We start from the raw sequence: 25,335 nt of genomic DNA, 5'->3' as shown, positions 1-25,335 counted from the left end.
AGGGTGAGGGGGGAGATTTCTTTCATCCCACTTTCCCAGTGAGTAGTTCTTCTTTCAAAAAATTGTATACATAGCCGGAACTTTGATAATAAAGTCCGCTTTGCGGATTATTCAGGCGTTCGAAAGTATCTGAATTGTAGAATGTTTCAAGAGCCTTATCCATCTCGTACCCGAAGTCTTGCATTAAATATATGATGATTTCCCGGGTTGTTTCTTCTATGAGGAATTGAATTTGTTCTTGTTTTATCATAACTTTATCAAATAATTAAGGGCTTTTTCTGTACCGAAGAAATATTGAATAGTTTTTCCTTTATTGAATTTCAATTCTTCTATTAACTTTTCCATAGGAATAATTCCGGTTGAGAAGCGTCTTAGTTGAAAAGTGACACCATCGTCGGCAATGGGACCAATGACGATGTCATAATGATGTACGGGGAATATGTATTTCTACATTGGAGCCATGGTATAGTTTCATTTTAATTTCCCTCCGTTGTGTTGGCATACTGTAAGAATATCGTCTATGGCGTCATCAAACGATTGGGTATGCAAACTCTGGTAATGATTACGAAGGAATTGCATACCTTTAAAGCGGTTGATGTAATTGAATGCTTGTTTCTGTCCCAAATTAAAGCGTTTGGAAAATTCGGAAATGAGAGCTATTGTAAAGTTCAACTCATTCACATCGGGCATCTGTAGGTTTGTTTTTTGATTATTCATAATACAGTATGTTTTTAATCAATAGACAAATATAAATCTTTTATTTGAGAATGAAGGTCGTTTCATCTCTTTATTTTCATCTCCATCAGCACCGGATTATGGTCGCTGCACAGATCCAGGTCGGGTGAATAGTAGCGGTATCCCCGGATGCTGGGAGAATGGAAAACGTAGTCGATGCGCAGCAGGCGTTTGAAGTAACGGTAGGTGTACATGTAGCCGCGGCCGCTGGTTCGGAAACCATCTTTGAGGATATCGCTCAGTTCGGCATAAGTGTAGGAAGACGGCAAGGAGTTGAAGTCACCGCAGGCCAGCACGGGGTAGGGACTGGCGAGGGCGAGTTGGCAGATGGTGTCCGTTTGCTCGGCACGCTTCACGAAGTTATCGTGCAGGGAGGTGATGGCGCCTTGAACGACTTCGGCTTCGCGGCGGGTGTCGTTGGTGTTGGCGAGGCCGCGTTCCCATTTCCGGCGGTTCTGGCTGACGCTGGTGGTTTGCAAGTGGTTGTTGAGCAGGCGGACGGTGTCGCGACCCAGGACGATGTCGCACTGCATGCTACAGTTGGCGCTTTGGGCGTAGGAGATGAACTGCGGGTTGATGAGCGGGTATCGGCTGAAGACGGCAATAGGGAGCACTCCGCGAATAGAGTCTTCGGTGGGAATCATGGCGTATCGCCAGTGTGAAAACACTTTGCGGATGCTGTCCATAGGAAAGTATTGGTTGTCGCCACACTCCTGGAAACAGAGGACATCGACTTTCTGTTCTTTCATGTAACGGGCAATCTCTTTGCAGGAGTAGCCGGTGATTTCACCGCCGAAGTTGCCGACGTTGTAGGTGGCTATTTTCAGGTAACCGTCAGCGTAGTTGCTGCTGTAGTGCCCTTCGGGAATTTCTCTGGTGAAGCTGAACTGGAAGATGGCAAGGATGTAGCCATAGTTGAAAACGATTGCCGCAAGGGGGACGAATGCCCAGCGTCTGCGTGCAAAGGCCCAACAAATGGCAACCAATAAGTTGCAGAGTAATAATGCAGGGAGCGCCAGTCCCAGTACGGGCATGTATCTTGAATTGGCAGGGTCGAAATTCCCGGAGAAAGCGGCTACCATTGTGATGAGGGCCAAGGCGATGGTCAGGAGGACCGGAATGCTGAGGAAGAGACTTTTGATTTCTGATTTTCCCATGATGTTTGGAAGAGTGGTTTGATTTGTGAATGATAATAAAACGTTATGATATACAGAGTATCTTCATTCCCCTCCTCCAGTCGGAGGAGGGGTGCCCTTTAGGGTGGGGTGGTAGGTGAGAAAAGAATTCCTTATTATATGATAAATAGGTATTTATATCATCCTTTTACTACGTTTACCGGTTTCCCGTCAATATATGCTTTTAAGTTACTTACTGTGATATTTATCAGCCTTTGGCGTGCTTCGAAATTAGCCCAGGCAATGTGCGGGGTGATGAAGCAGTTCCGGGCAGTCAGCAGCGGATTGTCGGTATGGGGTGGTTCTTCAGAGAGGACATCCAGTCCGGCGGCATAGATTTGTCCGGTGTTCAGAGCGTTGGCAAGGTCTTGTTCATTAATGAGAGGGCCACGTCCGGTGTTGATGAGGATGGAGGTGGGCTTCATCAGGGCGAGGCGGTTGGCGTTTACCAGATTGCGGGTGCTGTCCGTCAAGGGGCAGTGCAGACTGACGATATCGCATTCGTGGAATACCTGGTCGAGGTCTGCCTTCCTGATTTCCGGTGGGAGTTGCAGGCGCGACTTGGAGGTGACAGCCCAGACTTTCATACCGAATCCGATGGCTATGCGGGCGGTGTTGTAGCCGGTTTGTCCCAGGCCGACTATACCTATCTTCTTTCCGAGCAACTCAATGAGCGGGGTATCGTAGAAACAGAAGTCAGAACTCTTGCTCCAGTCTCCCTGACTGACTTTTTCGGAATAATGGCGTACTTGCTGGGTGATGTTCAGGATATGGGCAAATACCATTTGTCCGACGGAGGGAGTGCTGTATGCGGGTATATTGGTCACGATGATGCCACGTTCGCGGGCGGCGGCGGTGTCTACTACGTTATAGCCTGTAGCCAACACGCCGATATATTTCAGATCGGGCAGGGCGGCGATCGTTTCGCTGTTGAGTACTACCTTATTGGTAAGGAGGGCTTCGGCACCGGTGGCACGTTCCAGAACTTCGCCGGGGGCAGTGCGGTCGTAGATTGTGCACTCGCCTAACTCTTTCAATTTATCCCAGCATAAATCGCCGGGATTGGCTGTGTAACCGTCTAATACTACAATTCTCATTTTGTATATATTTAAAGTGAGTATGCAAATTTAGGGAAAAGATTTCTCATAATACATATAATGAGAAATTTTGTTGGCGTGTTTTCTTTTGCTGCAGATTGCTTTGCTTTCTTCCTATCTTTGGCTATCTTTGTATAGATGTAACTTGTAGGAATATGAAATCTACTTCGGAAATATTGGAATTATTGAAGCTGTATAAACAAGCTAATGTGCAGTAATGAAGCAAATACTAAAGCAGTACTATCTTAATTCTCCTCCTCTCGGGAGGAGGAGTACCCGTAGGGGGAGGTGGTAGGTAAAACAATAAAATACCTATTAATCATAAAAATAAGGAATTCTTTCTCACCTACCACCCCGCCCTAAAGGGCACCCCTCCTCCGACTGGAGGAGGGGAATGAAGATACTCAGTATATCATTTCATTCAAAACCTAATAGGAAAGAGTAAAACTCACCTACTGATTTTCATTATTTGTATTTCTCGCCCCACAACGCTTTCATCCTTTCGGCATGTTTCTGTTCGGCAGCATTGTCCTGTGCTTCCCAGAGCCGTCGGTCCTTCAACTCGTCGGGTAGGAATTGCTGCTTGACGAAGTGACCGGGATAATCGTGCGCATACTTATAGTTATCACCGTATCCCAACTGTTTCATCAGTTTGGTGGGCGCATTGCGCAAATGTAGAGGAACAGGCAGATTTCCGGTTTCGCGTACAAGTTCCAGAGCATTGTTGATAGCCATGTAGGCGGAGTTGCTTTTCGGACTTGTGGCAAGATAGACGGTAGCTTCTGCCAGTGGGATGCGTCCTTCGGGCCAGCCCACTTTCATTACGGCGTCAAAACAAGCGTTGGCGATAAGCAAAGCATTCGGATTTGCCAGTCCTACGTCTTCCGAAGCAGAGATAACGAGGCGGCGGGCAATGAAGGCGGGATCTTCTCCGGCCTCTACCATGCGCGCCAGCCAGTAGATGGCACCGTCGGGGTCGCTGCCACGGATGGACTTGATAAAAGCGGAGATGATATCATAGTGCATTTCTCCATCTTTATCGTAGGCAAGGGGATTCTGTTGCAGGCGCTCGGTGACGGTTGCATCGGTAATGATAACGGGGTCGTTGGCTTCGGAAGAGACTACAAGATCCAGTATGTTGAGCAACTTACGCGCGTCTCCACCACTGTAGCGGAGCATGGCGGTGGTTTCTTTCAGTTCGATTTTACGTTCCTTCAGTATATGGTCGGTGGTGATGGCACGTTGCAGCAATTCCATGAGGTCTTCTTTTTCGAGAGACTTCAGTACATAGAGCTGACAACGGGACAGCAACGGGCGTATAACCTCAAAGGAAGGGTTCTCTGTGGTGGCGCCTATCAGCGTAACAGTGCCTTGTTCTACGGCACCGAGCAGTGAGTCTTGCTGTGACTTGCTGAAACGGTGGATTTCGTCAATAAACAGGATGGGACTGCCTTGTGAGAAGAAGCGGTTGCTCTTGGCGCGCTCTATCACTTCGCGCACATCCTTCACACCACTACTCACGGCGCTTAGCGTATAAAACGGAGTTTCCAATTTGTTGGCGATAATCTGCGCCAAAGTTGTTTTGCCTACTCCCGGAGGACCCCATAGGATGAATGAAGAGATACGTCCTGCGTCAATCATTTTACGCAACACCGCACCCGGTCCTACTAAATGTTTCTGACCGATGTATTCGTCTAAGGTTTTAGGGCGAAGCCTTTCTGCTAATGGGGTCATGTGAGTTAATAATTCATATTTGTTTAGAAAATCATTAATATCATGAAACGGATGCCACCTTTCTTTACTCCCGGAATATCGGTATAAGTGAGGCGGCGAACATATTCGATATGTAATAGTTTGAATATATTGTAGATACCTACGCTGGCTTCCAGATAGGGAGTGCTACCCATTACGTGACTGGTGGGCACACCATCGCGCATGGGGAAGAGGAACAGTTCGCTGTTGTGGCTCTTGTACGGGTTGTTCTTGTCCGTCAGGGTGCCATACATACCACGGATGCGGAAAGCTTCGCGCCATTTCAGCTTTTTGAGGAGCGGGATGCGGTTGAAGAGTTTTCCGTTCATGTCATACGTCAGGGCAAGAGAGGCATAACGGTCGTTCAGGAACTCCATGTTGTCGATAAGGCTGAATGACTCGTTGTGCTGGGTGATGTATGAAAGGTTAGCCATGGGCAGGTTCAGCAGGGGGAACGGTACGGTGTTCCACTGCGCTCCGGCGCGGGCTGTGATGTCCAGTTTACCCCACGAGCCGAACCAGAAACGCTTGCGGACGCTGGCCTCGGTGAGGTTGAAATTATACTCGCCACCCAGCACGCCTTTCAGACCGATGGTGTGGGAGAGGGAGAATATCGGTGCATCCAGCGATACGGGCACACGGCGTTGCTTGGTGTTGACGTATGTTTCGCCCGGAGCATAACGCAGGGTGACGCCCAGTTCGGTGGTGGTGATATCCTTGATGAAGGTATTGGTATCGTCCCATGAACCGGCGATGTTACCGTCGTTTTTCCAGTATTGCAGTACGCCTCCGGCAGGTTCATCGTTGCGGTGGCGCGCCATGGCTTTGATGGAGAAGCCGGCATTAGTTTCCAGTTCATAAGTCAGGGTAGCGTCGCGCATGTACGACATCTGGTCTACTTTGGTCCACTTCCAGCCGACGAACATGTTATCTTTATCCGTCGAGAGGTACTTATCCATAGGAGACATAACGTCGTAGCTGTAATCGAAGGCAATGTAATGCTTGGGGAATTCCCACAACACATATTCGCGCTTGTTGAACGAATACGCTGCTTGTCCTTTGTAGAACCATTTCTTGTCCTTTGTACCGTAGGCGCCATATCCGCTGAAACTCCAGTGGGGATCGAGGTTACCGGTGGTCATACCGCTGAGACGGAAACGCGTGCCGTTCACGTAGTTGCTGGTGATGGTGGTATTGATAGGTCCGAAGTCGAACTTACTCGGATTCTTCTTGGTGCCCGTCTCCACGAAGTTCTCAATCAGGGCTTTCGCACCGAAGATGACGTACTTGAAACCGGGGATTTGCTCGATGCGGTTCATGAAGACGTCCATGTTGCTCTCTTTCTTGGTGAGGGGAACCTGGCGGACTTGCGCCCAATAGTCGTCACTCTTGTTGAGCATGTTGGCTTCTTTGATGACGTTACCTTTCAGACGGAAAAGTCGTTGTTCTATCTCGTCGAATTTGTAATCACTGTATTTCGTGGTGCGCTGCACTTCAAGGCCTTGGGTTCCTTTGATGAATGCCAACTCTACGGTCATGTCATCGTCGGTGAGCACCCAGTTGCCGTCCGGCATCTGCTCGAATTGCTGCACGATGTCGAGGTTATCCACGAAATTGACGCCTGTTTTCTTGGGTAGTTTCATGGTACACTTCTTCACGGCATAGGTAGAATCTTTTACTACATAGAGGTGGCCTGTGAAACCGAAGTCCTGAGAGTTCTGCGGAACGAAGGTGAGGTGCACGCATTCCTGTTTGTCCACCATGATGGTGTCCATCAGGTAGTATTTATAGAAGCTGATGGCACCTCGTCCGATGGGGCTGACAAAGCGGCGTTGCAACAGGCGGATGTCATCATCGTAGATGTTGACGTCGGAAAAGACATCGGTGAGGATGGTTCCCAGCATGTCTCCGGTGTTGAAGAATTCTTCAATGCCACTGGAATTCATACCCTCGATGATGGTCTTCTCGCTCTTGGGACTTTTGCGGTAGATGGTGCGCGAAGCCGTTTCCTTGATGGAGATGGGGAGAATCATCTTGTTGGTCTTGGGGGATATTTCCACCTGGTCTTTGAAGAATGAGAATTTCTTGTAGATGCCTTTTTCCATCTTCTCAGGGGTGACGTCGTTCATAGACATCTTCATCTTCTCGTATTTCCTGTACTCGTAGTAGTCATTGGTTTCCAGCTTCAGCTGTTTCTTGTTTTCAATGACTTTTCTCATGAAATCCACAGCAGGATTGTTCTTGCGGGAGTATTTCTCTTTCTGGGGCTTCACCACTACTTCGGAGAGCATGACGTCGGCTGGTGCCAGTTTCACGTTCAGTACCTTGGTGGTGGGTTGCAGCCTGACGGTTTTGGTAGTGTATCCGATGGCTGAGAATGTGAGTTCATTCCAGCCTTTACGGGTTTCTACCACATATTCTCCCTCGGCATTGGTGATGGCACCCACGCCTTTTCCTTCATATTGAACGGTGATGTACATTAACGGTTCGTTGGTGAGGGAGTCGGTAACGACACCTTTTATCTGTGCGGATGCGCTGTGCGCGACGAGTAAGAAGAACAGAGAAAGGATGAAAGTTGTATATTGTTGTTTCATATTTAAGTCAGTATGAGGCTGCAAAGGTAACAATTTAAGGTTAAAAAAGAAACAAATATAATCTAAAGTATATGTACTTGGGGGGATGTACTTTCTTTTGCCTTGATGCAAAAGAAAGATACCAAAGAAAAAATCAAGGCTGCACTTCCGGTGCTACTCCGACACTGCCATGCACAGACGGGGCTCGAACTCGCTTCGCTCAGACAATCGCCCCTTACCTGTGCCTGGCAGTGTCGGAGTAGCACCGTAGACTGAGCCCGTGCCCTTTCTTTTTGATACTTTTTCTTTCGGGCAAACGAAAGAAAAAGTATATTTGCGCAATGTTATCCATCCTTATTCCGGTATATAATATCAATTGCGTTTCATTGGTGAAGAAGCTGCATGAGATGGCTTTGCTGACGAAGATTCCTTTTGAAATCCTGTTGGCAGATGATGCGTCATGTGAAGAGGTGCGGGAAGAGAATCGGGTACTGAATGTATTGAAAGGGTGCCATGTGCTTGAACTTGAAGAAAATCATGGTCCGGCATTTGTCCGAAATTATCTGGGAGAACAGGCTTGTTATCCTTATTTGCTTTTCTTGGATACGGATACACGACCTGTGGAGGCAGAATTTCTTTCGACATACCTTAATCATGTGGGCGAACATGTTGTTTGTGGCGGATTTTCCTATAAGAAAGTGGAGGGGGCGGTTCTGCGGTATAAGTATGGAATGCAGGTGGAAGCGCAGCCGGCAACTGAGCGGAACAAGCAACCTTATCAACGATTCATAAGTATGAATTTCTTGATTCCGAGGGAAATCTTTTTGAGTGTCCGTTTTGATGAAACGTTTCATTTGGGATATGAAGACACTGCTTTCGGAAGAAGGTTGGAGGCGGCGGGGGTACCTGTGCTGCATATTGAGAATCCTGTTTGGCATCTGGTGGAGGAGGACACTTTTGCCTTTCTGGCAAAGACACGCCGTTCTGTGAAAAACCTATTGGGATATGAACAGGAGTTGCTTCCTTACGTCCGTTTGTTGCGTTGGTACAACGGAGTGAAGCGGTTTCATGCTGTGGCACTCACCGCTTTCATTTTCCGTATGTCCGAAAGTCTTCTGGAGAAAAATCTTACCGGGAAACATCCTTCCCTGCGACTTTTCGCTTTTTATAAATTGGGTTATTTCTGTAGGTTGTCCATTTCCTGACTCTTTGGTGCGCTTTTTGATTCTTCATAAATCAACGTCTGCACAATGCGTTCTGCCGTCCGTCCGTCCCAACGGTCGGGTAGAGTAGTGTGTTTCCATTCGCCGTGCAACATTGTTTCCAGCATGGAGGCAAAAGCGGCAGGATCTTCATTCACCAATTCATTGGTGCCCACACGCCATGTTTCGGGGTGTTCAGCATAGGAATTGAGGGTGATGCAGGGTACGTCGAGGAAAGTGGCCTCTTCGGCGATGTTTCCGGAATCGGTGATGATGCCTTTGGCATGGTTGATGAGGTAACCGAAGTGCAGATAGCTTTGTGGCGGAAGAATGTGCAGGTTGGGAGCGGAGATTTCGAGTGCCTTGATGGCATTCTGCACGTAAGGATGCAAAGGGGCAATGATAGGCATGCCTTCAGCTTTCTCTACCAATGTCTGCATCAGGGCATTGAGTACCTTTTTCTTTGTCAACAGGTCGTGCCGGTTGAGGGTAAGCAGCAAATAGCTGCGCTTCTCCAGTCCCATGGAAGAGAACCACACAGGTTGCAACAGGCGGTGACGGTTGTAGCGGACGGTATCTATTAGTATATTTCCTACGTAATGGATGTATTCGGGTATCATGCCTTCTTGGTTGAGGTTGCGGTTGGCAACCATGCCTGCTGTGAACAGATAGTCGGAGATGGCATCTACAATGGTGCGGTTTACTTCGCGGGGCATGTTCATGTCGAAAGAACGGGTGCCGGCAATGAGGTGGGCCACTTTCAGGCCACGCTTCTTGGCGACGATGGAGCAGCTCATGGTGGCAGTGAGGTCGTCTACAACGAGGACCACTTGTGCGGGATAATTGTTCAGTTCCTTCTCGAAAGCAAGCATGATGGCAGCTGCCACTTCGGAGTGGTCGTGTCCGATGACGCCCAGATAACCGTCGGGCTGCTTCATGTCCAAGTCGGAAAATAGGGAAGCATCCAGACTGGTGTCATCCTGACGTCCAGTGTAGACCAGTCGGTAAGAGATTCGCTTTCCTGCTTCCTGTGCGGCTTTGATGGCACGGGTGATAGGCGCTATTTTCATGAAGTTGGGGCGTGCTCCCGCCACAATTGTTATTTTCATCTTTGCTGTTTTTTTTAATTTCCAAGAGACAAATGTACGTTTTCTTAGGGAAATTATTCGTTACTTTGCCGATAATTTTAATAACCGACAATTATTAATCACTAATCATTAAACGTTAATCATTGATTATCATGCCAACATTTGTTCAAATACTCGATTTTATAGGTACGTTTGCCTTTGCTATCAGTGGCATCCGTCTGGCATCAGCAAAACGGTTCGACTGGTTTGGGGCATACGTGGTAGGGTTTGTAACTGCCATTGGAGGCGGTACGATACGTGATGTGCTGCTGGGTGTGACGCCGGGCTGGATGACGGACCCTATCTACTTGATATGTACGGGACTGGCTCTGCTTTGGGTAATCCTTTTTGGTAAACATCTCATTCATTTGCATAATACATTCTTTATCTTCGACAGCATCGGACTGGCGCTGTTTACGGTGGTCGGTGTGGGGAAAAGTATTGCGTTGGGGTATCCGTTCTGGGTGGCTATCATCATGGGTAGCATTACGGGTGCTGCGGGTGGTGTGATTAGGGATGTGTTTATCAATGAGATTCCACTGATTTTCAGGAAGGAGATTTATGCAATGGCGTGTGTGGTAGGTGGCACGGTTTATTGGGTGTGTCATGCATTGGGTTTGCAGTCCTACGGTTGCCAGGTGGCAGGCGGCGTATCGGTATTCGTCACACGTATTCTGGCGGTGAAGTATAACATTTGTTTGCCGATTCTTTCGGGAAGTGGGGAAGAGGAAGATAATAAAGACAAGGACTAAAAATCTTAATTGCAAGGACAAAAGAAAAGGGTATCACCTGAAATTTAGGTGATACCCTTTTAAATTAAAGGAGATTCCTGTTAGAACATGGCGTCTTTCGTGTTGAACAGTTTTCTTTCGTTCAGTTTCACTACTTTACCATATTTCTCAAGTTTCTTCACGTCTATATCTTTCGGGTTACCCATGATACCGATGCAGTAGGGTTTACCTTTGACATTCTCTTCGTAATACTTCACGATATCATCAAAAGTCAGGGCATCCACCTTCGGCAGGTTTTGCTTGGTGGGGTCATCGTTATAACCTACACGTTGCAGTGATCTCATGTATTCGGCCTTGTTGCGGAAAGAAGGATGCGTGGTCAGCATTTCCTGGCGCATGTAGCTCTTGATGTTGTCTATACGTTCGGCATTCTTCGGCATGTCTGTAATCAGGCCCATGAATACATCCAGTGCATCGTTGGCTTTGTCGTTCTGCGTACCGATGTTACCGAAGAGGTAAGTCGGGTTGCCCGGCAATGCAGGTGTACCGATGTAAGCTCCGGCTGAGTAAGCCATAGAACGTTTTCCACGGATTTCATCGAGTACCAAACCGTTGAAACCACCGGAGAAATATTGGTTGAATGCGTCACGGAGCACGTCATCTTTCGTATCATACTTTTCCATCGGCATGTAGAAGTAGATTTGTGCCTGTTCTGCATCAGAGTTCGGCAGGAAGTAAACGGTGTTTTCCGTTACAGTAGCCATAGGCTTGTCTTGCGGTGAAGTAGACGGCTTCTCGTTGGCAACCAGCGGCAGGTTTTTGCTGAGGATGTCGTAAGCATTGTCGAAAGGCAGTGTACCGCAATAGAAGATTTCGGCTTCGTAGTTAGCAGCACGGTTGATGTCGCCTGTCAGTTCGGAAATCTGCAATTCATAAACTTCCTTGTCGGTCAGTTCGTCGATATAAGACGATTTATCCTGGTAAATCATGTATTGCATGAGTGCGCTGGACAAAGCGTTTACATTTTCTTTGCGCTGCTGGCGGCTACCCAACATGGAACCTTTGATACGGCTCAACTGTTTGTCGTCCAGTTTCGGCATCAGAATCTGACGGGCAAGGAGTTGGCAAGCTTGCGGCAAAGTTTCTTCGTAACCTTCCATAGTAATATAGAGGTAGTTGCTGTTGGCACTTACTTCACAGGTAGCGTTCAGTTTACCGAGTTCTTCTTTCAGTTGTTGCGGTTCGTAGGCACCCATGATACCGGCATTATTCATCAGGTCGGCGGCAATGCCCAGTTTGCGGAATTCACGTTCGCCGACACCGTAGCGCAGGGTCAGACTGAATACGTTGTTTTCCGGATTCTGTGTGTAGTACATCTTGGAACGGTCGTTCAACTGTTTGCTTTGTACGTCACCGAAGTTGATGAATTTTTCATCTACCTGTCCGATAGGCATGTTCTTGAACTGTGTGGCATACAGTGATTGTTTGCCTACAGGAGGTTCGATGGGCTTGTATCCCGGTTTCTTGATTTTAGCGCTCTTGTCGAGCTTGCCTTTTTCAATGTAGATGGCAAGGTAGTCATTGGTCAGATATTGTTTGGCAACACGTTTGATGTCTTCTGTTGTGATAGCCATTACTTCATCCTTGTAGTTGAGTACTTGTCCCAGGTCTTCTTCGTTGATGAAGGCGTTCATCAGCATGTGTGCCTTGTAGGTGTTTGACTCCATGCTGCGGTCGAAATCACGGCACATGTTGTTCTTGATAGAATTGATCTGCCATTCTTCAAATTCACCGTTGGCTACTTTTTCGATAGCTTTCAGGGCTTTCTTTTCAGCGCTTTTGTTTGATTCGAAACGGCGTTGGTTTTCGTCGTAGAGTGGAACGCAGCGTACGATGTTACGGCCCTGTTCGCGACGGCTGTCTGAATAGGCGAAACCTTGGGTCAGTTCACCGTCGATGGTCAACTTGTCCAGTGTACCGGTGTTGCTGTTGTTGCTCAGCAAAGACATGGCGATATCCAAAGGTTTTTCATCGGGATGTCCGGCAGGTACACCTTTGTATACGAGGCATACGTTGGGATAATAACCCACTTTTGCATTATATTGCTTGCGGCCTTTGATGTCAAGGTCAGGATAAGTTTTGCGTTCGGGAGTAGCTTTTGCTTGCAGGCGTCCGAAAGTGGCATTGATGCGACCGCTGATTTGCTGGGCATTAACGTTACCCACGAGGATGAGTACCATGTTCTCGGGGGTGTACCAGTCATTGTAATAGTCGATGAGCTTGCTCAGACGCGGGTTCTTTAAGTGTTCGGGCAATCCGATGATGGGGCGTGCGTAAGGATGTCCTTCGTATGCCTTGCTTGAGATGAACTCTTGCTGTACGCTGCTCGGGTTGTCCTGATACATATTATATTCCTCATATACACTTTCCAACTCAGTCTGGAAGGTACGGAATACCGGGTTAATCATACGTTGTGAGTAGATTTCCAGCCATTTGTTGATTTGGTAGGGAGGGAATGAGTTGTGATAGTAAGTCACGTCAAAGCTGGTTCCGGCATTCAGTCCCTTACCACCCATGCTCTCTATCAGGTTCATAAATTCAGTAGATACACTCACTTTGGCGGCTTCTACAGTCAGCTCGTTGATTTCCTTTGCGATAGCTTCTTTCTTTACGGGGTCAGCTTCGTCGGCCATTTCGTCGTACTTAGTGATAATTTTCTCATAAAGCGGTTTTTCAGTAGCCCAGTCCAGTGCACCGATTTTATCGGTACCCTTGAACATCACATGTTCCAGGTAGTGAGCCAATCCGGTGTATTCCGCCGGATCATTGACCGAGCCTGTCCGACAAGCCACAATACCATACACATCCGATTTCGTGTTGTCCTCCCATATATATACGGAAAGACCATTCTTCAGCTTGAAAGCTTTCAACCCTTGACCGAAGGACGGCAAAGAGATAGCCATGATAGCCAGCAGAATGAATAGTTTGAAAATTCGTCTCATAAAATTAAAGTGTTTTTTTAATAAAGTGTTTTTGCTATATGTAGGCAAAACTATAAAAAAATCACAAACACTTTACGAAATCTTCGGAAAAAGATACGCTTTTTATCGAAAATAGCACCTGAAAACTCTCAAAATGGGGGTGAAAACTGTCAAATGTTAGTTTTCGCCTTAAAGAAAAACAATATTAGTCCCCCTAAACTTTGGAAACTTCCCTAAACTTGCAATCGTGAATTTAAAATATTTATTAACCATTTAAAAGAGCAAAGTATGAATACCTACAGTTTTAGGAAGGATTTGATTAGTGTGCAAGAAGAACTGCTTCGCTTTGCATATAAGTTGACAGCCGATAAAGAGGAGGCCAATGATTTATTGCAGGAAACCTCACTCAAAGCGTTGGACAACGAAGACAAGTACATGCCCGATACCAATTTCAAAGGGTGGATGTACACCATCATGCGTAATATTTTTATTAATAATTACCGCAGAATTGTTCGCGAACAAACTTTCGTGGACCAGACAGATAACCTTTATCACTTGAACTTGCCCCAGAACTCCGGTTTTGCAAGCACCGAAGGGTCTTATGACTTGAAAGAGATGCATCGCATCGTCAATTCATTGCCACGTGATTATAAAGTGCCTTTCTCCATGCACGTCTCCGGCTTCAAGTACCGCGAAATTGCCGATCGACTCGGATTACCTTTGGGAACCGTAAAAAGCCGCATCTTCTTCACCCGCCAGCGGCTACAACAAGAATTGAAAGACTTTGTTTAAAAACAGACAATACAAGATTGAATAAATCGAAAGACTTTAATCTTATAGCCCAGGGCAAGTGCTCTGGGCGTATTTTTTGTATGAGGAATTAAAGGTGAGGTTGGGCAACGTAAAGTTAAGGTTGAGCAACGTAAAGGTGAGGTTGAGAAATATAAAGCTAAGGTGGGGACACTGGGGACAGAAGTTCACCCCCTCTCTAGCACACACACACACGAGCGCGTGCATAATTTAATGCGTGTACATTATTAATATACGCGTGTGTGTGCTAGAGAGGGGGTGAACTTCTGTCCCCAGTGTCCCCATCCGGTATAGTATTTCGGATTTGTTTTGTCCGGCCATGATGCCGAAAGGAACTTGTTACTTGCACAGTTTGTAATCTGTTGTTGCAATATGATATAAAACATATCTTTTTAACTGAATAATTTAGGTGTATTCTTGACTATATGTCAGAATAAACACCTATATTTGTACTTATTAAGTTAACCTCTTAATTCATATATGTTAAACCGCTAACTGCTGACTGTGATGAAAAAAGAAATTAAATTCAGTCTTGTTTACCGTGACATGTGGCAATCTTCCGGTAAATATCAACCCCGTGTAGACCAATTGGTACGTATTGCTCCGTTGATTATCGAAATGGGGTGTTTCGCCCGCGTGGAAACGAATGGCGGAGCTTTTGAACAAGTGAATCTGTTGTATGGTGAGAACCCCAACAATGCCGTACGCGCTTTTACCCAACCTTTCAATGAGGCAGGCATACAGACGCACATGCTGGATCGTGGTCTGAACGCCCTGCGTATGTATCCTGTCCCTGCCGATGTGCGCCGTCTGATGTACCGGGTGAAACATGCGCAAGGGGTGGATATCACTCGTATTTTCTGTGGATTGAATGAAACAAGGAATATCATTCCTTCCATTAAATATGCCTTGGAGGCGGGGATGATACCGCAAGCCACGCTTTGCATCACGCACTCGCCTGTGCATACGGTGGAATATTATGCCCATGTTGCCGACCAACTGATTGAAGCGGGAGCACCCGAAATATGCCTGAAAGATATGGCAGGTATCGGTCGTCCGGGAATGCTGGGACGGTTGACGAAGACAATTAAGGAAAGGCATCCGGAGGTGATTATTCAGTATCACGGTCATAGCGGTCCGGGTTTGTCGATGGCTTCTATTCTCGAAGTCTGCGAGAATGGGGCGGATATTATCGACGTAGCCATGGAGCCTATGTCCTGGGGTAAAGTACATCCGGACGTGATTTCAGTGCAGGCGATGTTGAAAGACCTGGGATTCCAGGTGCCGGATATCAATATGAAGGCTTATATGAAGGCGCGTGCCATGACACAAGAGTTTATTGACGATTTCCTGGGTTATTTCATGGACCCAACGAATAAACATATGTCCTCTCTGTTGTTGAAGTGCGGTCTGCCGGGTGGTATGATGGGCTCTATGATGGCGGATTTGAAGGGTGTTCACTCGGGAATCAACATGATATTGAGAGGAAAGAATGAACCGGAACTCAGTATTGATGACCTCTTGGTGATGTTGTTCGACGAAGTGGAATATGTATGGCCTAAACTGGGCTATCCACCATTGGTGACGCCTTTCAGTCAATATGTGAAGAACGTGGCGTTGATGAACCTCATGCAGTTGGTAAAGGGTGAGGAGCGCTGGACGATGATAGATAATCATACCTGGGACATGATTTTGGGTAAGAGCGGGCGTCTGCCCGGCGAACTGGCTCCTGAAATTGTGGAACTGGCGAAGTCAAAAGGATATGAGTTTGTGGATACAGACCCGCAGTCGAATTATCCGGATGCTCTGGATGAATTCCGGAAGGAAATGAATGAGAACGGATGGGAGTATGGCAAAGATGATGAGGAACTCTTCGAACTGGCTATGCACGACCGTCAGTATCGTGATTATAAGTCGGGTGCCGCCAAGAAACGTTTCGAAGATGAACTGCAACGTGCCAAAGATGCTGCTATGGCGAAGAACGGATACTCGGAAGAGGACATCAAGAAGCTGAAACGCGCCAAAGCCGACCCGATTATAGCTCCGGATAAAGGACAGGTGTTGTGGGAAGTATCCGTAGAAGGTCCTTCGGTAGCTCCGTTCATCGGCCGCAAATACCAGCACGACGAAGTGTTCTGCTATCTTTCCACCCCGTGGGGAGAGTACGAAAAATTGCTGACCGGATTTACCGGACGTATCGTAGAAATATGTGCCAAACAAGGCGACATTGTGAATAAGGGCGATGTGATTGCTTATATTCAGAGAAGCGATATCTTTGCGTAATTTAGTGATTAGTGGTTAGTGATTAGTGATAAGCAGGCTGCGCTATGATGCCGCAGGTACTAATCACTAATCACTAACCGTTAATCACTTTTCTTTCACCCACCTCTTAATCGTCTCCTTCAATCCCTCCTGTGTGAAAGGTTTCGTCAGGAAATCGTTGCATCCGGCGTCGAAGGCAGCTTTCCGGTCATGGTCGTAGGCAAAAGCCGTCAGGGCAATGATGGGAACGGTGGGTGACAATTCACGGATGATTTTCGTTGCATCCAGTCCGCCGAGGTTCGGCATCTTCATGTCCATCAGGATGATATCCGGGTTTATTTCTACAAACATGTTGACGGCTTCCATACCGTCTTTGGCACGTTCCAGATGGTATTCTTTTCCAAGTATGGCTTTGGTCAGGATATAATTGCTGTCCGTGTCTTCGGCTATCAGGATGGTTTTCATTGCAGTGTCTTTTGGAGGTGTAGCCGGAGTGCTTTCTGTGCTTTCGGCTATTACACTTTGTTCGTCAGCCGTCCATTCATTTCCTTCGAGGGCATTTTTCAGCATCTCTTTGTCTTCCTCTTGGGCTGCGTTTGCAGGTAAGGTGAAGGTGAAAGTAGTACCTTTGTCCAGTTCGGAAGTGACGGAAATGTTTCCGCCCAAGCGTTCGATGATGGTCTTGCAGATGGCCAATCCTAAACCTGTGCCCTGCGCGAAGTTGTTGGCTTTCACAAAGCGTTCGAATACCTTTCCTATCTTTTCGGGAGCGATACCTGTGCCCGTGTCGGTCACGTGAAACACAATGTTCTCTCCCTCCCGGCGGTATCCGTAACTGATACTGCCTTGGGTGGTGAATTTGAAGGCATTGCCTATCAGGTTGGAAATGACTTGGAAGATACGGTTCTTGTCCGAGGCGATACTGATTTCCTCGTCCGAAGGTTCGAATATCAGCTCGACACCCGTAGGGCAGCGGAAGACGTGTGCATCATGGATTTCCTTGCAAAGCGGATGCAGCCGCACCGTGGCTATGCTGAACTCCACAATACCGGCTTCTATCTTCGAAAGGTCGAGAATTTCATTGATGAGTTGCAACAGACGTTCGTTGTTTGCCTCTACTATTTCGTAATAGCTTTTGCGCTCTTCGGTATTATCGCTTTCGGCAATGATGCGTGAGAAGCCGACAATGGCGTTGAGCGGCGTACGAATTTCATGGCTCATGTTGGCAAGGAATGCCGATTTGAGCTGGTCGGATGTTTCGGCTTTTTCTTTGGCAACCATCAGTTCCCGTCTCATCAGCTCCATGTCCGTAATGTCCCATTCAATGTTCAGCAGGATGGGAGAGAAGTCTTTGCTCTCAATCTTCATCTTTCGTTTGTCGAGGAAGAGAGGATTGCCATGACCGTCGCGTTCTTCGGTAATCCAGTGCATTTCTTGTCCTGTGCTGGCAATCTCCATGTCTTGCCGGCGTTTTTCTTTTGCTGTTTCGAGAGGATAAAAGTCAAAATCATCTCTTCCCTGGGCCTCTTGCATGGGGACGTCGCGGTTGTACGACTCGCGGTTGCGGTAGAGATATTTGAATTTGTTTTTAATATCCTTTACGACGATGCCTGCGGGAAGGTGCTCTATGATTTTATCCAATATCTGGTTGAACCGCTTGATTTGCTGCTCGTGGAGGATACGCTGTGATACGTCCCGACCAAATGCCCAGAAAGTTCCTATACCTTCGTCGCTGGTCACCCAGTAAGCATTACATTCGTATGCCAGTATGTCCGGGCGGAGTGGCAAAGGATTGTACATAGTGAAAGTTTGTTGCCTTTCTCCATTCTTTACGTTGGTCACCATCTCTTGCCATTTTTCTTTGTTTTGGGCATACGATTGGATTTCATATATCTTCAATTGGGTAATGTCTTCCGTACTGCCCAGATTATGGTGCAGCATGAATTGTCGATTGGCAAATATCAATGAACCATCTTCATGGGCGGCAAAGATGTCTTCCGTCGAGTTGTTGATGGCGTGCGTCAGGAGGTTGATGTCGTTGCGCTTTTGCTGGATGTCGGTGATGTTTTGTATGTATCCTTCCAAGGTGATATTCCCATCTTTATAGCATTCGCGGGCAAATGCCTTCAAACGGATATAATATATTTTTCCATTAAATAAGATACGGTAGTCTATGCTTTCTTCCATATCTCCCTTGAGGTTGGCGGTGAGCCAGTCGTTGAAGGAGGCTCTATCTTCGGGGAGGATGGTGTCCAGATATGCATCCACTCGGATGTTTTGTGTCATGTCCGTGCACATGACGCCCGTTTGGCCTACATAGCTGAATTCCTGGCTGGAGGTGTCATAGAACCAACTGCCGATGAGGGCGGCTTTCTGTATCTCAAACAGTTCCCGGTTTTTGTTTTCCAGTTCCAGCTTGCGCTGGCTGCGTTCGGTGATGTCGCGATACTGGCATAATATCAAATCGCCGTAGGGCTGCATGATGCATTTAAAGAAATAGGTCTCGTCCCGTAGCGTGAGTTCATAGTTGCGGGTTGATTTTACTTTTCGCAACAATACTTTCCTGAATTCCGGGTAGAACTCACTGTAAGTTCTGGGCGGTAACATGGTTAATAGATTCTTGCCAAGCAGCTTCTCCTCTTTCAGGAACCAAAGGTCTACGTTGTGGACGGCTATGTCTACGCAGACGCCATCCTTATCCATGAGTATCAGGGTGTCTGATACCATGTTCAGGAGTTTCTCGGAATTATTCGTGTCTTTCAGAATGCTTTTCATTATCTTTCTTTGTATTTAGATTTATGGGTAGGTGTTTTTTTACTGGCCTGCCCTTCGTGCTTTTTCCCAGGCCCCGCTTTTATTGCCTTTGCGTTTACTCAGGTAGCGGAATCCTCTTATCACGTTGACGTTCATAAAGAGGAAATAATAAGGAATGAAGAGTAGTTTGTTCTTGATGTGTCTTCGGGACAGAATATATCCCCAGATGCCCATCAGGTAAAACAGTATTTGCAACCCCAGAATGACTGCGTAGAACAATGGTTGGGCACTTGTGAAGAGCAACACCACGTTGAGGGGAAGCAACAGGAATAACAAGATAGGAGTGATGGACCATCGCAGGACACGATGGGATACATATTGGAAATTGAGCAAACCGTAACGGAAAGGGTTCAGCAATGGGCGCAGTCTCCAGATAGATTGCAAACCTCCGGCTGCAATGCGTACCTTGCGTTTTTCCTCTTCCTGCATATCTGCCGAACCGCTTTCGGTGGCGTAGGCGGCAGCGCAATAGGCAATGGTGTAACCACGCATGACGATGCGCAGGGAGAGAATGAAATCATCGAGCAATGTATCTGTCCTCATGTCTTCAAACAGCTCGCTACGTACGGCAAACAGTTCTCCGGCAGCGCCTACGGCCGAGTAAAGGCGTGAGTCGAGGGCTTTCAGGGTGGACTCGTATTTCCAGTAGATGCCTTCTCCACCCGATGCGGCATTGTCCTTGGTTTGCATGGCGATGCGCTTTTCACCTGCCACGCAGCCCACTTTAGGATTGGCAAAGGCGTGGACTATTTCACGCAAGGCTTCCCGGTTCAGGTGTGTGTTGGCATCAGTGAATATGACGAGGGGAGTTTTCACGAACTTCATGCCCCGGTTGAGCGCAGCGGTTTTCCCCTGTCGTTCGGGCTGATGGAGTACGGTGGCTTGCGGCCAGCGTGCGAGGCGTTCGTTGGTGTGGTCGTTACTGCCGTCCGTAACCCAGAATATTTGTAACTTCTCTGCTGGATAATCCAATTCCAGACAGTTCTGCATCTTTTCGTCTACTACGTCTTCTTCGTTATAGGCGGCTATGAACAGAGTTAATTCGGGCAATTCTGCATCGGGGGGCATGGGGTAATGTACCGGTTTACGGAAAGTTTCTTTAATCTTGACCAGAATATACAATACGATTCCATATCCTATGTAGGTGTAGAATACGATAAACAGGCTTATCCAGAATAATATCTCGAAAGTTCTCATGGCATGATGTCCTCAGTTTTGTTTAAGGAAAACAAAAAATAATGCCAAAAATATAGATAATCTTTTATTACTGCAAGAAAAGGGGGAGAATTATGATTTATAACGCTAAGAAATGAGGCAAATGATAAACAGTACTATCTCAATTCTCCTCCTCCCCGGGAGGAGGAGTACCCCAACGGGGGGAGGTGGTAGGTGAAACAATAAAATACCTATTAATAAGAACATTAAGGACTTCTTTTCTCACCTACCACCCCGCCCTTTGGGCACCCCTCCTCCGACTGGAGGAGGGGAATTAAGATAGTCCGTTTGATTTATAACCTAACAGAAAAGAATTAAAACGCTTCCGTCATATTGAAGTAGAACAACATCTGCTTATTGACCGTATTTCTACCTAAATCGAGGCGCACGTTCATGCGGGGTTGTACCTCGATGCGCAATCCTACGCCATAATTGGGCAGCACACCTTCTATCTTGCCGATAGTGGGTCCCATGAAACCACAGCCTGCCCAACCTACGAAGCCTACATGGTTGAGCATACGTTTCACCCAAGTGCTTTTGTCGGTATTTATCATCTGGCGATATTCTGCCATGACTACATGGGAGGATTTATCACGATACTGCCCCATGTAATAGCCGCGCAGGTCGAAAGGAGTTCCTGTAAGTACGTATTGCGTCAACGGCACGTCACCGAATACATTTTTGCTTTGTGCCGTCCAGGCAAGTACCCTGCGTTTACCCAGGCTCTTATACTGGCGATAGTCTATCTCCAGACGATAGAAGTTGTCATCGCTTCCAAGGAATTTAGTGTACATCATACCCCGGAAATCAAGATACATGCCTCGATATGCGTTGGCCGGAATGTCACGACTGTCGTAAGTCAGCAGGAAGCCGACGCCGGAGTTGAAGTTAGTATATCCTTTGCTGGTTCCGCCCGCCGCTTTATAGGAAGGTTCGTCTACCAGATGCTTGGCAGGTTCTGTGATGTCGTCATAGTTGATGTCTATCTGCGGACCGGCAAAAATATTACTGTTGCCCAGTCGGAACAGGAACCAGGGGTTGAACTGTATGCCGCTGTAGCGGTATTGACTGGTAGTATCACTGCGGACATAATTTTTGTTCGTATTATAGCCTAAGCCATAGAAATTATCCTCCGTATTCTTATAAGCAAACTTTCCGAAGATGCGGAAGCGGTCGCCTTTGAAGAAGAGCTGGGGCTTGGAGAAGAGGTTGATTCCTCCATTGAACAGGAAGGCGATGGCTACGGGAACCACAGAACGCAACTGTGTGGTGTCACTGGGGTTCATCCGGAAGGTCATCAAGGCACTTCCGCCAAGTACGGCACCAAAGTCGGGGGTATAGCTGGGACCACCCAGAATGTTATAGTGCAAATTTCGCTTTGCTACCTTTTGTTTCCGTAATTCACGTTTGGTCAATGCCGGGGTTGTGTCATTGCTGGTAGCCAAGTTTATCATTTCCTGAGCGGAAAGAACTGTTACTGAAAACAGTAACGTCATAATACCTATTATATATTTCTTCATATCATACGAATGAGGGTGCAAAGAAAACTAATTTATTTGGATAAGTTTTCAATTCAATTGACAATAAATCTAAAGAATTTACTAAAAGTTTCAAAAAAGCAATTAAATTTGCATCACCTCATAAGGTAAACAAAACCTATCCGGTCCGTATCTGCTCCGTACCAAGTCCGTACTATCTCCGTATGTTATAGATACGGAGAAGACACGGAGAAGATACGGAGCAGGCACGGACTTGCTACGGAGATGCTACGGAGATACTACGGACCTGTCTCGGTCCGGATGTATTGAGAGGTAGATTTCTTGCTTGTGAAACTTGAATAAATAACATAAAACTATTATTTTATGAATAAACGAATTTTATCAGTTTTTGTTTTCAGTGCCGCTCTGTTTTCCATGCAGGCACAAGACGGGAAGGGTGGTATCAGCGAAACAATGCTGAATCAGATTAAACAGAGCTACCAGGGGACTACCGCCGATAAGGCCTTGCGCAACGCCATTGGCAACAACGACATCCGCAAACTGGCCCTCAACCAGGAAAATCTGACAGGTATGGATACTCATTTCTCCGTGAAAGTTGACTCCAAAGGAATTACAGACCAGAAATCTTCCGGCCGTTGCTGGCTCTTCACCGGACTGAACGTGATGCGTGCCAAAGCGATTGCACAATACGGTTTCCAGTCTTTTGAATTCTCGGAGATTTATCCTTTCTTCTGGGACCAGTTGGAGAAGGCGAACCTTTTCCTGCAAGGCGTAATCGACACAAGCAAGAGCCCAATGACCGACAAGACTGTGGAATGGCTTTTCCAGCATCCACTGAGTGATGGAGGAACGTTTACGGGCGTTGCCGATATTGTCAGTAAATATGGTCTGGTGCCTAAAGAGGCGATGCCGGAAACGAACAGCAGCGATAATACGTCGCGCATGGCAAACCTCGTTTCTCTGAAACTGAAAGAATACGGATTACAGTTGCGCGACCTTGCCTCTAAGGGAGCAAAACCTGCCGCACTGGATAAAGAAAAAACAACGATGCTCGGCACCATTTATCGCATGTTGGTGCTGAATCTGGGCGTTCCGCCTACGGAATTTGACTATGTGCGTAAAGACGCCAAAGGCAATCCCGCAGAAACAGAACATCATACCCCCATGTCTTTCCTGAAAAAATATGGTGACGAAAACCTGCTGACCAACTATGTGATGGTGATGAACGACCCTACCCGTGAGTACTACAAATGCTATGAGATAGACTATGACCGCCACCGTTACGACGGCAAGAACTGGACATACGTCAACCTGCCTGTAGAGGACATCAAGGAAATGGCTATCGCCTCCCTGAAAGACAGCACCATGATGTATTTTTCCTGCGATGTGGGCAAGTTCCTGAACTCAGAACGTGGACTGCTCGATGTGAAAAACTATGATTACGAATCTCTGATGGGCACCACCTTCGGCATGGATAAGAAACAGCGTATTCAAACCTTCTCCAGCGGCTCCAGTCATGCCATGACCCTCATGGCTGTGGACTTGAATCAGGACGGAAAGCCTGTGAAGTGGATGGTAGAGAACAGTTGGGGACCCGCCAGTGGTTATCAGGGACACCTGATTATGACCGACGAATGGTTCAACGAATATATGTTCCGTCTGGTACTGGAAACCAAGTATGTTCCTGCCAAAGTGATGGATATATTCAAACAGAAGCCTATCCGTCTGCCGGCATGGGACCCGATGTTTGCGGAAGAAAATTAAAAACGATTATTGCAAGGGCTAATAAAATTATTGCAAGGGCAAACCGAATTATTGCAGTGGCATACTATTTTAGCCCCTTTTTAGTAGCCCTATTATTGTCGTGCTCGTTAACGAAAGGAATTGCGGAAATTTATCCGTAATTCCTTTCTTTTTTACTCTTTATTCACGTTCTTTTTTGCTACTTTTGCGGCAAATTAATGAAACCATTATTTTATATAAACGCATGGCAAATGTAATTAAGTTACGTAAAGGCCTTGACATCAACCTGAAAGGTAAAGCTGCTCAGGAGTTAAAGTCTGTGAAAGAGCCGGGATTCTACGCATTGGTTCCCGAGGATTTCACGGGTATCACTCCGAAAGTGGTGGTCAAAGAACAGGAATATGTGATGGCCGGAGGACCCTTGTTTATCGACAAGAATCATCCTGAATTGAAATTTGTTTCGCCCGTAAGCGGCGTAGTGACAAGCGTGGAGCGCGGTGCACGCCGCAAGGTGCTGAACATTGTCGTTGAAGCTGCTGCTGAGCAAGACTATGAAGAATTCGGTAAGAAAGACGTGAATGCCCTGAATGGTGAGTCAGTGAAAGCTGCATTGCTGGAAGCAGGTATGTTCGCTTTCATCCGTCAGCGTCCCTACGACGTGATTGCTGACCCTACGATGTATCCGAAAGCTATCTTCATTTCAGCCTTCGACAGCAACCCGCTGGCACCCGATTTCGAGTTCGCCCTGAAAGGCGAGGAAGCAAACTTCCAGACAGGACTTGACGCTCTTGCCAAGATGGCAAAGACGTATCTGAGTATTAGTGTGAAACAAAAGGCAGCAGCGTTGACGCAAGCCAAGAATGTGACCATCACTGCATTCGACGGACCGAACCCCGCCGGAAATGTAGGCGTACAGATTAACCACATTTCTCCTATCGTGAAAGGTGAAACTGTGTGGACAATCGGTGCGGAAGCTGTCATTTTCATCGGCCGTCTGTTCAATACAGGCCGTGTAGACATGACGCGTAAAGTGGCTGTGACAGGTTCCGAAGTGTTGAAACCTGCATACTGCAAACTGAAAGTGGGTGCTCTGCTGACAAACGTATTCAGTGGAAACGTGACCACAGGCAGAGACTTACGCTACATTAGCGGTAACGTGCTTACAGGTAAGCAAGTAAGCCCGAACGGCTTCCTCGGCGCTTTCGACAGCCAACTGACGGTGATTCCCGAAGGTGACGACATCCACGAAATGGCAGGATGGATTATGCCGCGTTTCGATCAGTTCAGCGTAAATCATTCCTATTTCAGCTGGTTGATGGGTAAGAACAAGGAATATGTACTGGATGCACGTGTCAAAGGTGGCGAACGCCACATGATTATGTCCAATGAGTACGATAAGGTATTCCCGATGGACATCTTCCCTGAATATCTGGTGAAGGCTATTATCGCAGGCGACATCGACCGCATGGAGGCCCTGGGTATCTACGAAGTAGCTCCCGAGGATTTTGCCCTTTGCGAATTCGTATGTTCTTCGAAGGTAGAAGTTCAACGTATCGTTCGTGCCGGACTCGATATGCTTCGTGCTGAAATGGCGTAATAATTAATATTTAATATTTAAT

18 protein-coding genes and 1 pseudogene are annotated in these 25,335 nt (G+C 47.0%); 6 read left to right on the top strand and 13 right to left on the bottom strand.

The window, feature by feature from the left end:
- Positions 1-22 precede the first annotated feature (22 nt).
- The 7 genes and pseudogenes from HMPREF9447_RS04660 to HMPREF9447_RS04630 all read right to left on the bottom strand — a co-directional run bounded on the left by HMPREF9447_RS04660 (position 23) and on the right by HMPREF9447_RS04630 (position 7,353).
- The gene (locus HMPREF9447_RS04660; protein WP_009128539.1) at positions 23-250 is read right to left on the bottom strand and encodes a hypothetical protein; all 228 of its coding nucleotides are present in this window, start codon (positions 248-250) and stop codon (positions 23-25) included.
- A pseudogene (locus HMPREF9447_RS04655) lies at positions 247-435 on the bottom strand (DUF3990 domain-containing protein); the annotation flags it as partial. The gene HMPREF9447_RS04660 and the pseudogene HMPREF9447_RS04655, both read right to left, overlap by 4 nt.
- A 36-nt stretch (positions 436-471) precedes the next feature.
- A complete protein-coding gene (locus HMPREF9447_RS04650; RefSeq protein WP_009128537.1) occupies positions 472-717 on the bottom strand; it encodes a DUF3791 domain-containing protein in 246 nt (81 codons plus the stop codon).
- A 62-nt stretch (positions 718-779) separates the two neighbouring features.
- Positions 780-1,892 carry an endonuclease/exonuclease/phosphatase family protein gene (locus tag HMPREF9447_RS04645; protein WP_009128536.1) on the bottom strand — a complete coding sequence of 371 codons (1,113 nt, stop codon included), beginning with the start codon at positions 1,890-1,892 and terminating at the stop codon, positions 780-782.
- A 158-nt stretch (positions 1,893-2,050) separates the two neighbouring features.
- Positions 2,051-3,007, bottom strand: a complete 957-nt coding sequence (locus HMPREF9447_RS04640; protein WP_009128535.1) for a D-2-hydroxyacid dehydrogenase — start codon at positions 3,005-3,007, stop codon at positions 2,051-2,053.
- Positions 3,008-3,472: 465 nt separating this feature from the next.
- Complete coding sequence (locus HMPREF9447_RS04635) at positions 3,473-4,741, bottom strand: replication-associated recombination protein A (RefSeq protein WP_009128533.1); 1,269 nt, start codon at positions 4,739-4,741, stop codon at positions 3,473-3,475.
- A gap of 23 nt (positions 4,742-4,764) precedes the next feature.
- Positions 4,765-7,353, bottom strand: coding sequence for a DUF5686 and carboxypeptidase-like regulatory domain-containing protein (locus HMPREF9447_RS04630; RefSeq protein WP_044137445.1), 2,589 nt, complete (start codon positions 7,351-7,353; stop codon positions 4,765-4,767).
- 320 nt (positions 7,354-7,673) lie between these two features.
- Here HMPREF9447_RS04630 and HMPREF9447_RS04625 point away from each other — a divergent pair, with 320 nt between their 5' ends.
- A complete protein-coding gene (locus HMPREF9447_RS04625; RefSeq protein ID WP_009128530.1) occupies positions 7,674-8,537 on the top strand; it encodes a glycosyltransferase family 2 protein in 864 nt (287 codons plus the stop codon).
- Here HMPREF9447_RS04625 and HMPREF9447_RS04620 read toward each other — a convergent pair.
- Positions 8,510-9,643: a UDP-N-acetyl glucosamine 2-epimerase gene (locus HMPREF9447_RS04620; RefSeq protein ID WP_009128529.1), complete on the bottom strand. Its 1,134-nt coding sequence runs from the start codon at positions 9,641-9,643 to the stop codon at positions 8,510-8,512. The genes HMPREF9447_RS04625 and HMPREF9447_RS04620 overlap by 28 nt on opposite strands.
- A 131-nt stretch (positions 9,644-9,774) precedes the next feature.
- Here HMPREF9447_RS04620 and HMPREF9447_RS04615 point away from each other — a divergent pair, with 131 nt between their 5' ends.
- A complete protein-coding gene (locus HMPREF9447_RS04615) occupies positions 9,775-10,413 on the top strand; it encodes a trimeric intracellular cation channel family protein (protein ID WP_009128527.1) in 639 nt (212 codons plus the stop codon).
- Positions 10,414-10,493: 80 nt separating this feature from the next.
- Here HMPREF9447_RS04615 and HMPREF9447_RS04610 read toward each other — a convergent pair whose 3' ends face one another.
- On the bottom strand, positions 10,494-13,394 hold the full coding sequence (locus tag HMPREF9447_RS04610; RefSeq protein ID WP_009128525.1) for a M16 family metallopeptidase: 2,901 nt from the start codon (positions 13,392-13,394) through the stop codon (positions 10,494-10,496).
- A 267-nt stretch (positions 13,395-13,661) separates the two neighbouring features.
- Here HMPREF9447_RS04610 and HMPREF9447_RS04605 point away from each other — a divergent pair, with 267 nt between their 5' ends.
- A complete protein-coding gene (locus HMPREF9447_RS04605; protein WP_009128522.1) occupies positions 13,662-14,165 on the top strand; it encodes an RNA polymerase sigma factor in 504 nt (167 codons plus the stop codon).
- A gap of 245 nt (positions 14,166-14,410) precedes the next feature.
- Here HMPREF9447_RS04605 and HMPREF9447_RS28370 read toward each other — a convergent pair whose 3' ends face one another.
- The gene (locus HMPREF9447_RS28370) at positions 14,411-14,569 is read right to left on the bottom strand and encodes a hypothetical protein (protein ID WP_009128520.1); all 159 of its coding nucleotides are present in this window, start codon (positions 14,567-14,569) and stop codon (positions 14,411-14,413) included.
- Positions 14,570-14,690: 121 nt separating this feature from the next.
- Between HMPREF9447_RS28370 and HMPREF9447_RS04600 the strand changes: the two genes are divergently transcribed.
- Positions 14,691-16,466, top strand: a complete 1,776-nt coding sequence (locus tag HMPREF9447_RS04600) for a hypothetical protein (RefSeq protein ID WP_009128518.1) — start codon at positions 14,691-14,693, stop codon at positions 16,464-16,466.
- Between the two features lie 84 nt (positions 16,467-16,550).
- On the opposite strand, the gene HMPREF9447_RS04595 is transcribed toward HMPREF9447_RS04600, so the two are convergent.
- The 3 genes from HMPREF9447_RS04595 to HMPREF9447_RS04585 all read right to left on the bottom strand — a co-directional run bounded on the left by HMPREF9447_RS04595 (position 16,551) and on the right by HMPREF9447_RS04585 (position 21,994).
- The gene (locus HMPREF9447_RS04595; protein ID WP_009128517.1) at positions 16,551-19,220 is read right to left on the bottom strand and encodes a hybrid sensor histidine kinase/response regulator; all 2,670 of its coding nucleotides are present in this window, start codon (positions 19,218-19,220) and stop codon (positions 16,551-16,553) included.
- A 39-nt stretch (positions 19,221-19,259) separates the two neighbouring features.
- Entirely contained in the window at positions 19,260-20,456 is a 1,197-nt protein-coding gene (locus HMPREF9447_RS04590) for a glycosyltransferase family 2 protein (protein WP_009128515.1), read from the bottom strand.
- Positions 20,457-20,788: 332 nt separating this feature from the next.
- A complete protein-coding gene (locus tag HMPREF9447_RS04585) occupies positions 20,789-21,994 on the bottom strand; it encodes a BamA/TamA family outer membrane protein (RefSeq protein WP_044137741.1) in 1,206 nt (401 codons plus the stop codon).
- Between the two features lie 342 nt (positions 21,995-22,336).
- Between HMPREF9447_RS04585 and HMPREF9447_RS04580 the strand changes: the two genes are divergently transcribed.
- Both HMPREF9447_RS04580 and HMPREF9447_RS04575 read left to right on the top strand, forming a co-directional pair.
- A complete protein-coding gene (locus HMPREF9447_RS04580; protein WP_009128513.1) occupies positions 22,337-23,737 on the top strand; it encodes a C1 family peptidase in 1,401 nt (466 codons plus the stop codon).
- A gap of 223 nt (positions 23,738-23,960) precedes the next feature.
- Positions 23,961-25,313: a Na(+)-translocating NADH-quinone reductase subunit A gene (locus HMPREF9447_RS04575; protein ID WP_009128511.1), complete on the top strand. Its 1,353-nt coding sequence runs from the start codon at positions 23,961-23,963 to the stop codon at positions 25,311-25,313.
- The last annotated feature ends 22 nt before the right edge of the window (positions 25,314-25,335 follow it).

The organism is Bacteroides oleiciplenus YIT 12058, from assembly GCF_000315485.1.
In the GTDB taxonomy this organism is placed as follows: Bacteria; Bacteroidota; Bacteroidia; order Bacteroidales; family Bacteroidaceae; genus Bacteroides; species Bacteroides oleiciplenus.
Note: the sequence above shows the minus strand (reverse complement) of the source record. Positions and strands in the feature narration are given on the sequence as shown.

What these genes read in the sequence shown, in the direction of transcription:
- HMPREF9447_RS04605 (WP_009128522.1), top strand. Translation starts at nt 13,662, where the DNA reads ATGAATACCTACAGTTTTAGGAAGGATTTGATTAGTGTGCAAGAAGAA.
- HMPREF9447_RS04650 (WP_009128537.1), bottom strand. Translation starts at nt 717, where the DNA reads ATGAATAATCAAAAAACAAACCTACAGATGCCCGATGTGAATGAGTTG.
- HMPREF9447_RS04585 (WP_044137741.1), bottom strand. Translation starts at nt 21,994, where the DNA reads ATGAAGAAATATATAATAGGTATTATGACGTTACTGTTTTCAGTAACA.
- HMPREF9447_RS04595 (WP_009128517.1), bottom strand. Translation starts at nt 19,220, where the DNA reads ATGAAAAGCATTCTGAAAGACACGAATAATTCCGAGAAACTCCTGAAC.
- HMPREF9447_RS04580 (WP_009128513.1), top strand. Translation starts at nt 22,337, where the DNA reads ATGAATAAACGAATTTTATCAGTTTTTGTTTTCAGTGCCGCTCTGTTT.
- HMPREF9447_RS04590 (WP_009128515.1), bottom strand. Translation starts at nt 20,456, where the DNA reads ATGAGAACTTTCGAGATATTATTCTGGATAAGCCTGTTTATCGTATTC.
- HMPREF9447_RS04615 (WP_009128527.1), top strand. Translation starts at nt 9,775, where the DNA reads ATGCCAACATTTGTTCAAATACTCGATTTTATAGGTACGTTTGCCTTT.
- HMPREF9447_RS04625 (WP_009128530.1), top strand. Translation starts at nt 7,674, where the DNA reads ATGTTATCCATCCTTATTCCGGTATATAATATCAATTGCGTTTCATTG.
- HMPREF9447_RS04635 (WP_009128533.1), bottom strand. Translation starts at nt 4,741, where the DNA reads ATGACCCCATTAGCAGAAAGGCTTCGCCCTAAAACCTTAGACGAATAC.
- HMPREF9447_RS28370 (WP_009128520.1), bottom strand. Translation starts at nt 14,569, where the DNA reads ATGTTTTATATCATATTGCAACAACAGATTACAAACTGTGCAAGTAAC.
- HMPREF9447_RS04645 (WP_009128536.1), bottom strand. Translation starts at nt 1,892, where the DNA reads ATGGGAAAATCAGAAATCAAAAGTCTCTTCCTCAGCATTCCGGTCCTC.
- HMPREF9447_RS04575 (WP_009128511.1), top strand. Translation starts at nt 23,961, where the DNA reads ATGGCAAATGTAATTAAGTTACGTAAAGGCCTTGACATCAACCTGAAA.
- HMPREF9447_RS04660 (WP_009128539.1), bottom strand. Translation starts at nt 250, where the DNA reads ATGATAAAACAAGAACAAATTCAATTCCTCATAGAAGAAACAACCCGG.
- HMPREF9447_RS04600 (WP_009128518.1), top strand. Translation starts at nt 14,691, where the DNA reads ATGAAAAAAGAAATTAAATTCAGTCTTGTTTACCGTGACATGTGGCAA.
- HMPREF9447_RS04630 (WP_044137445.1), bottom strand. Translation starts at nt 7,353, where the DNA reads ATGAAACAACAATATACAACTTTCATCCTTTCTCTGTTCTTCTTACTC.
- HMPREF9447_RS04610 (WP_009128525.1), bottom strand. Translation starts at nt 13,394, where the DNA reads ATGAGACGAATTTTCAAACTATTCATTCTGCTGGCTATCATGGCTATC.
- HMPREF9447_RS04620 (WP_009128529.1), bottom strand. Translation starts at nt 9,643, where the DNA reads ATGAAAATAACAATTGTGGCGGGAGCACGCCCCAACTTCATGAAAATA.
- HMPREF9447_RS04640 (WP_009128535.1), bottom strand. Translation starts at nt 3,007, where the DNA reads ATGAGAATTGTAGTATTAGACGGTTACACAGCCAATCCCGGCGATTTA.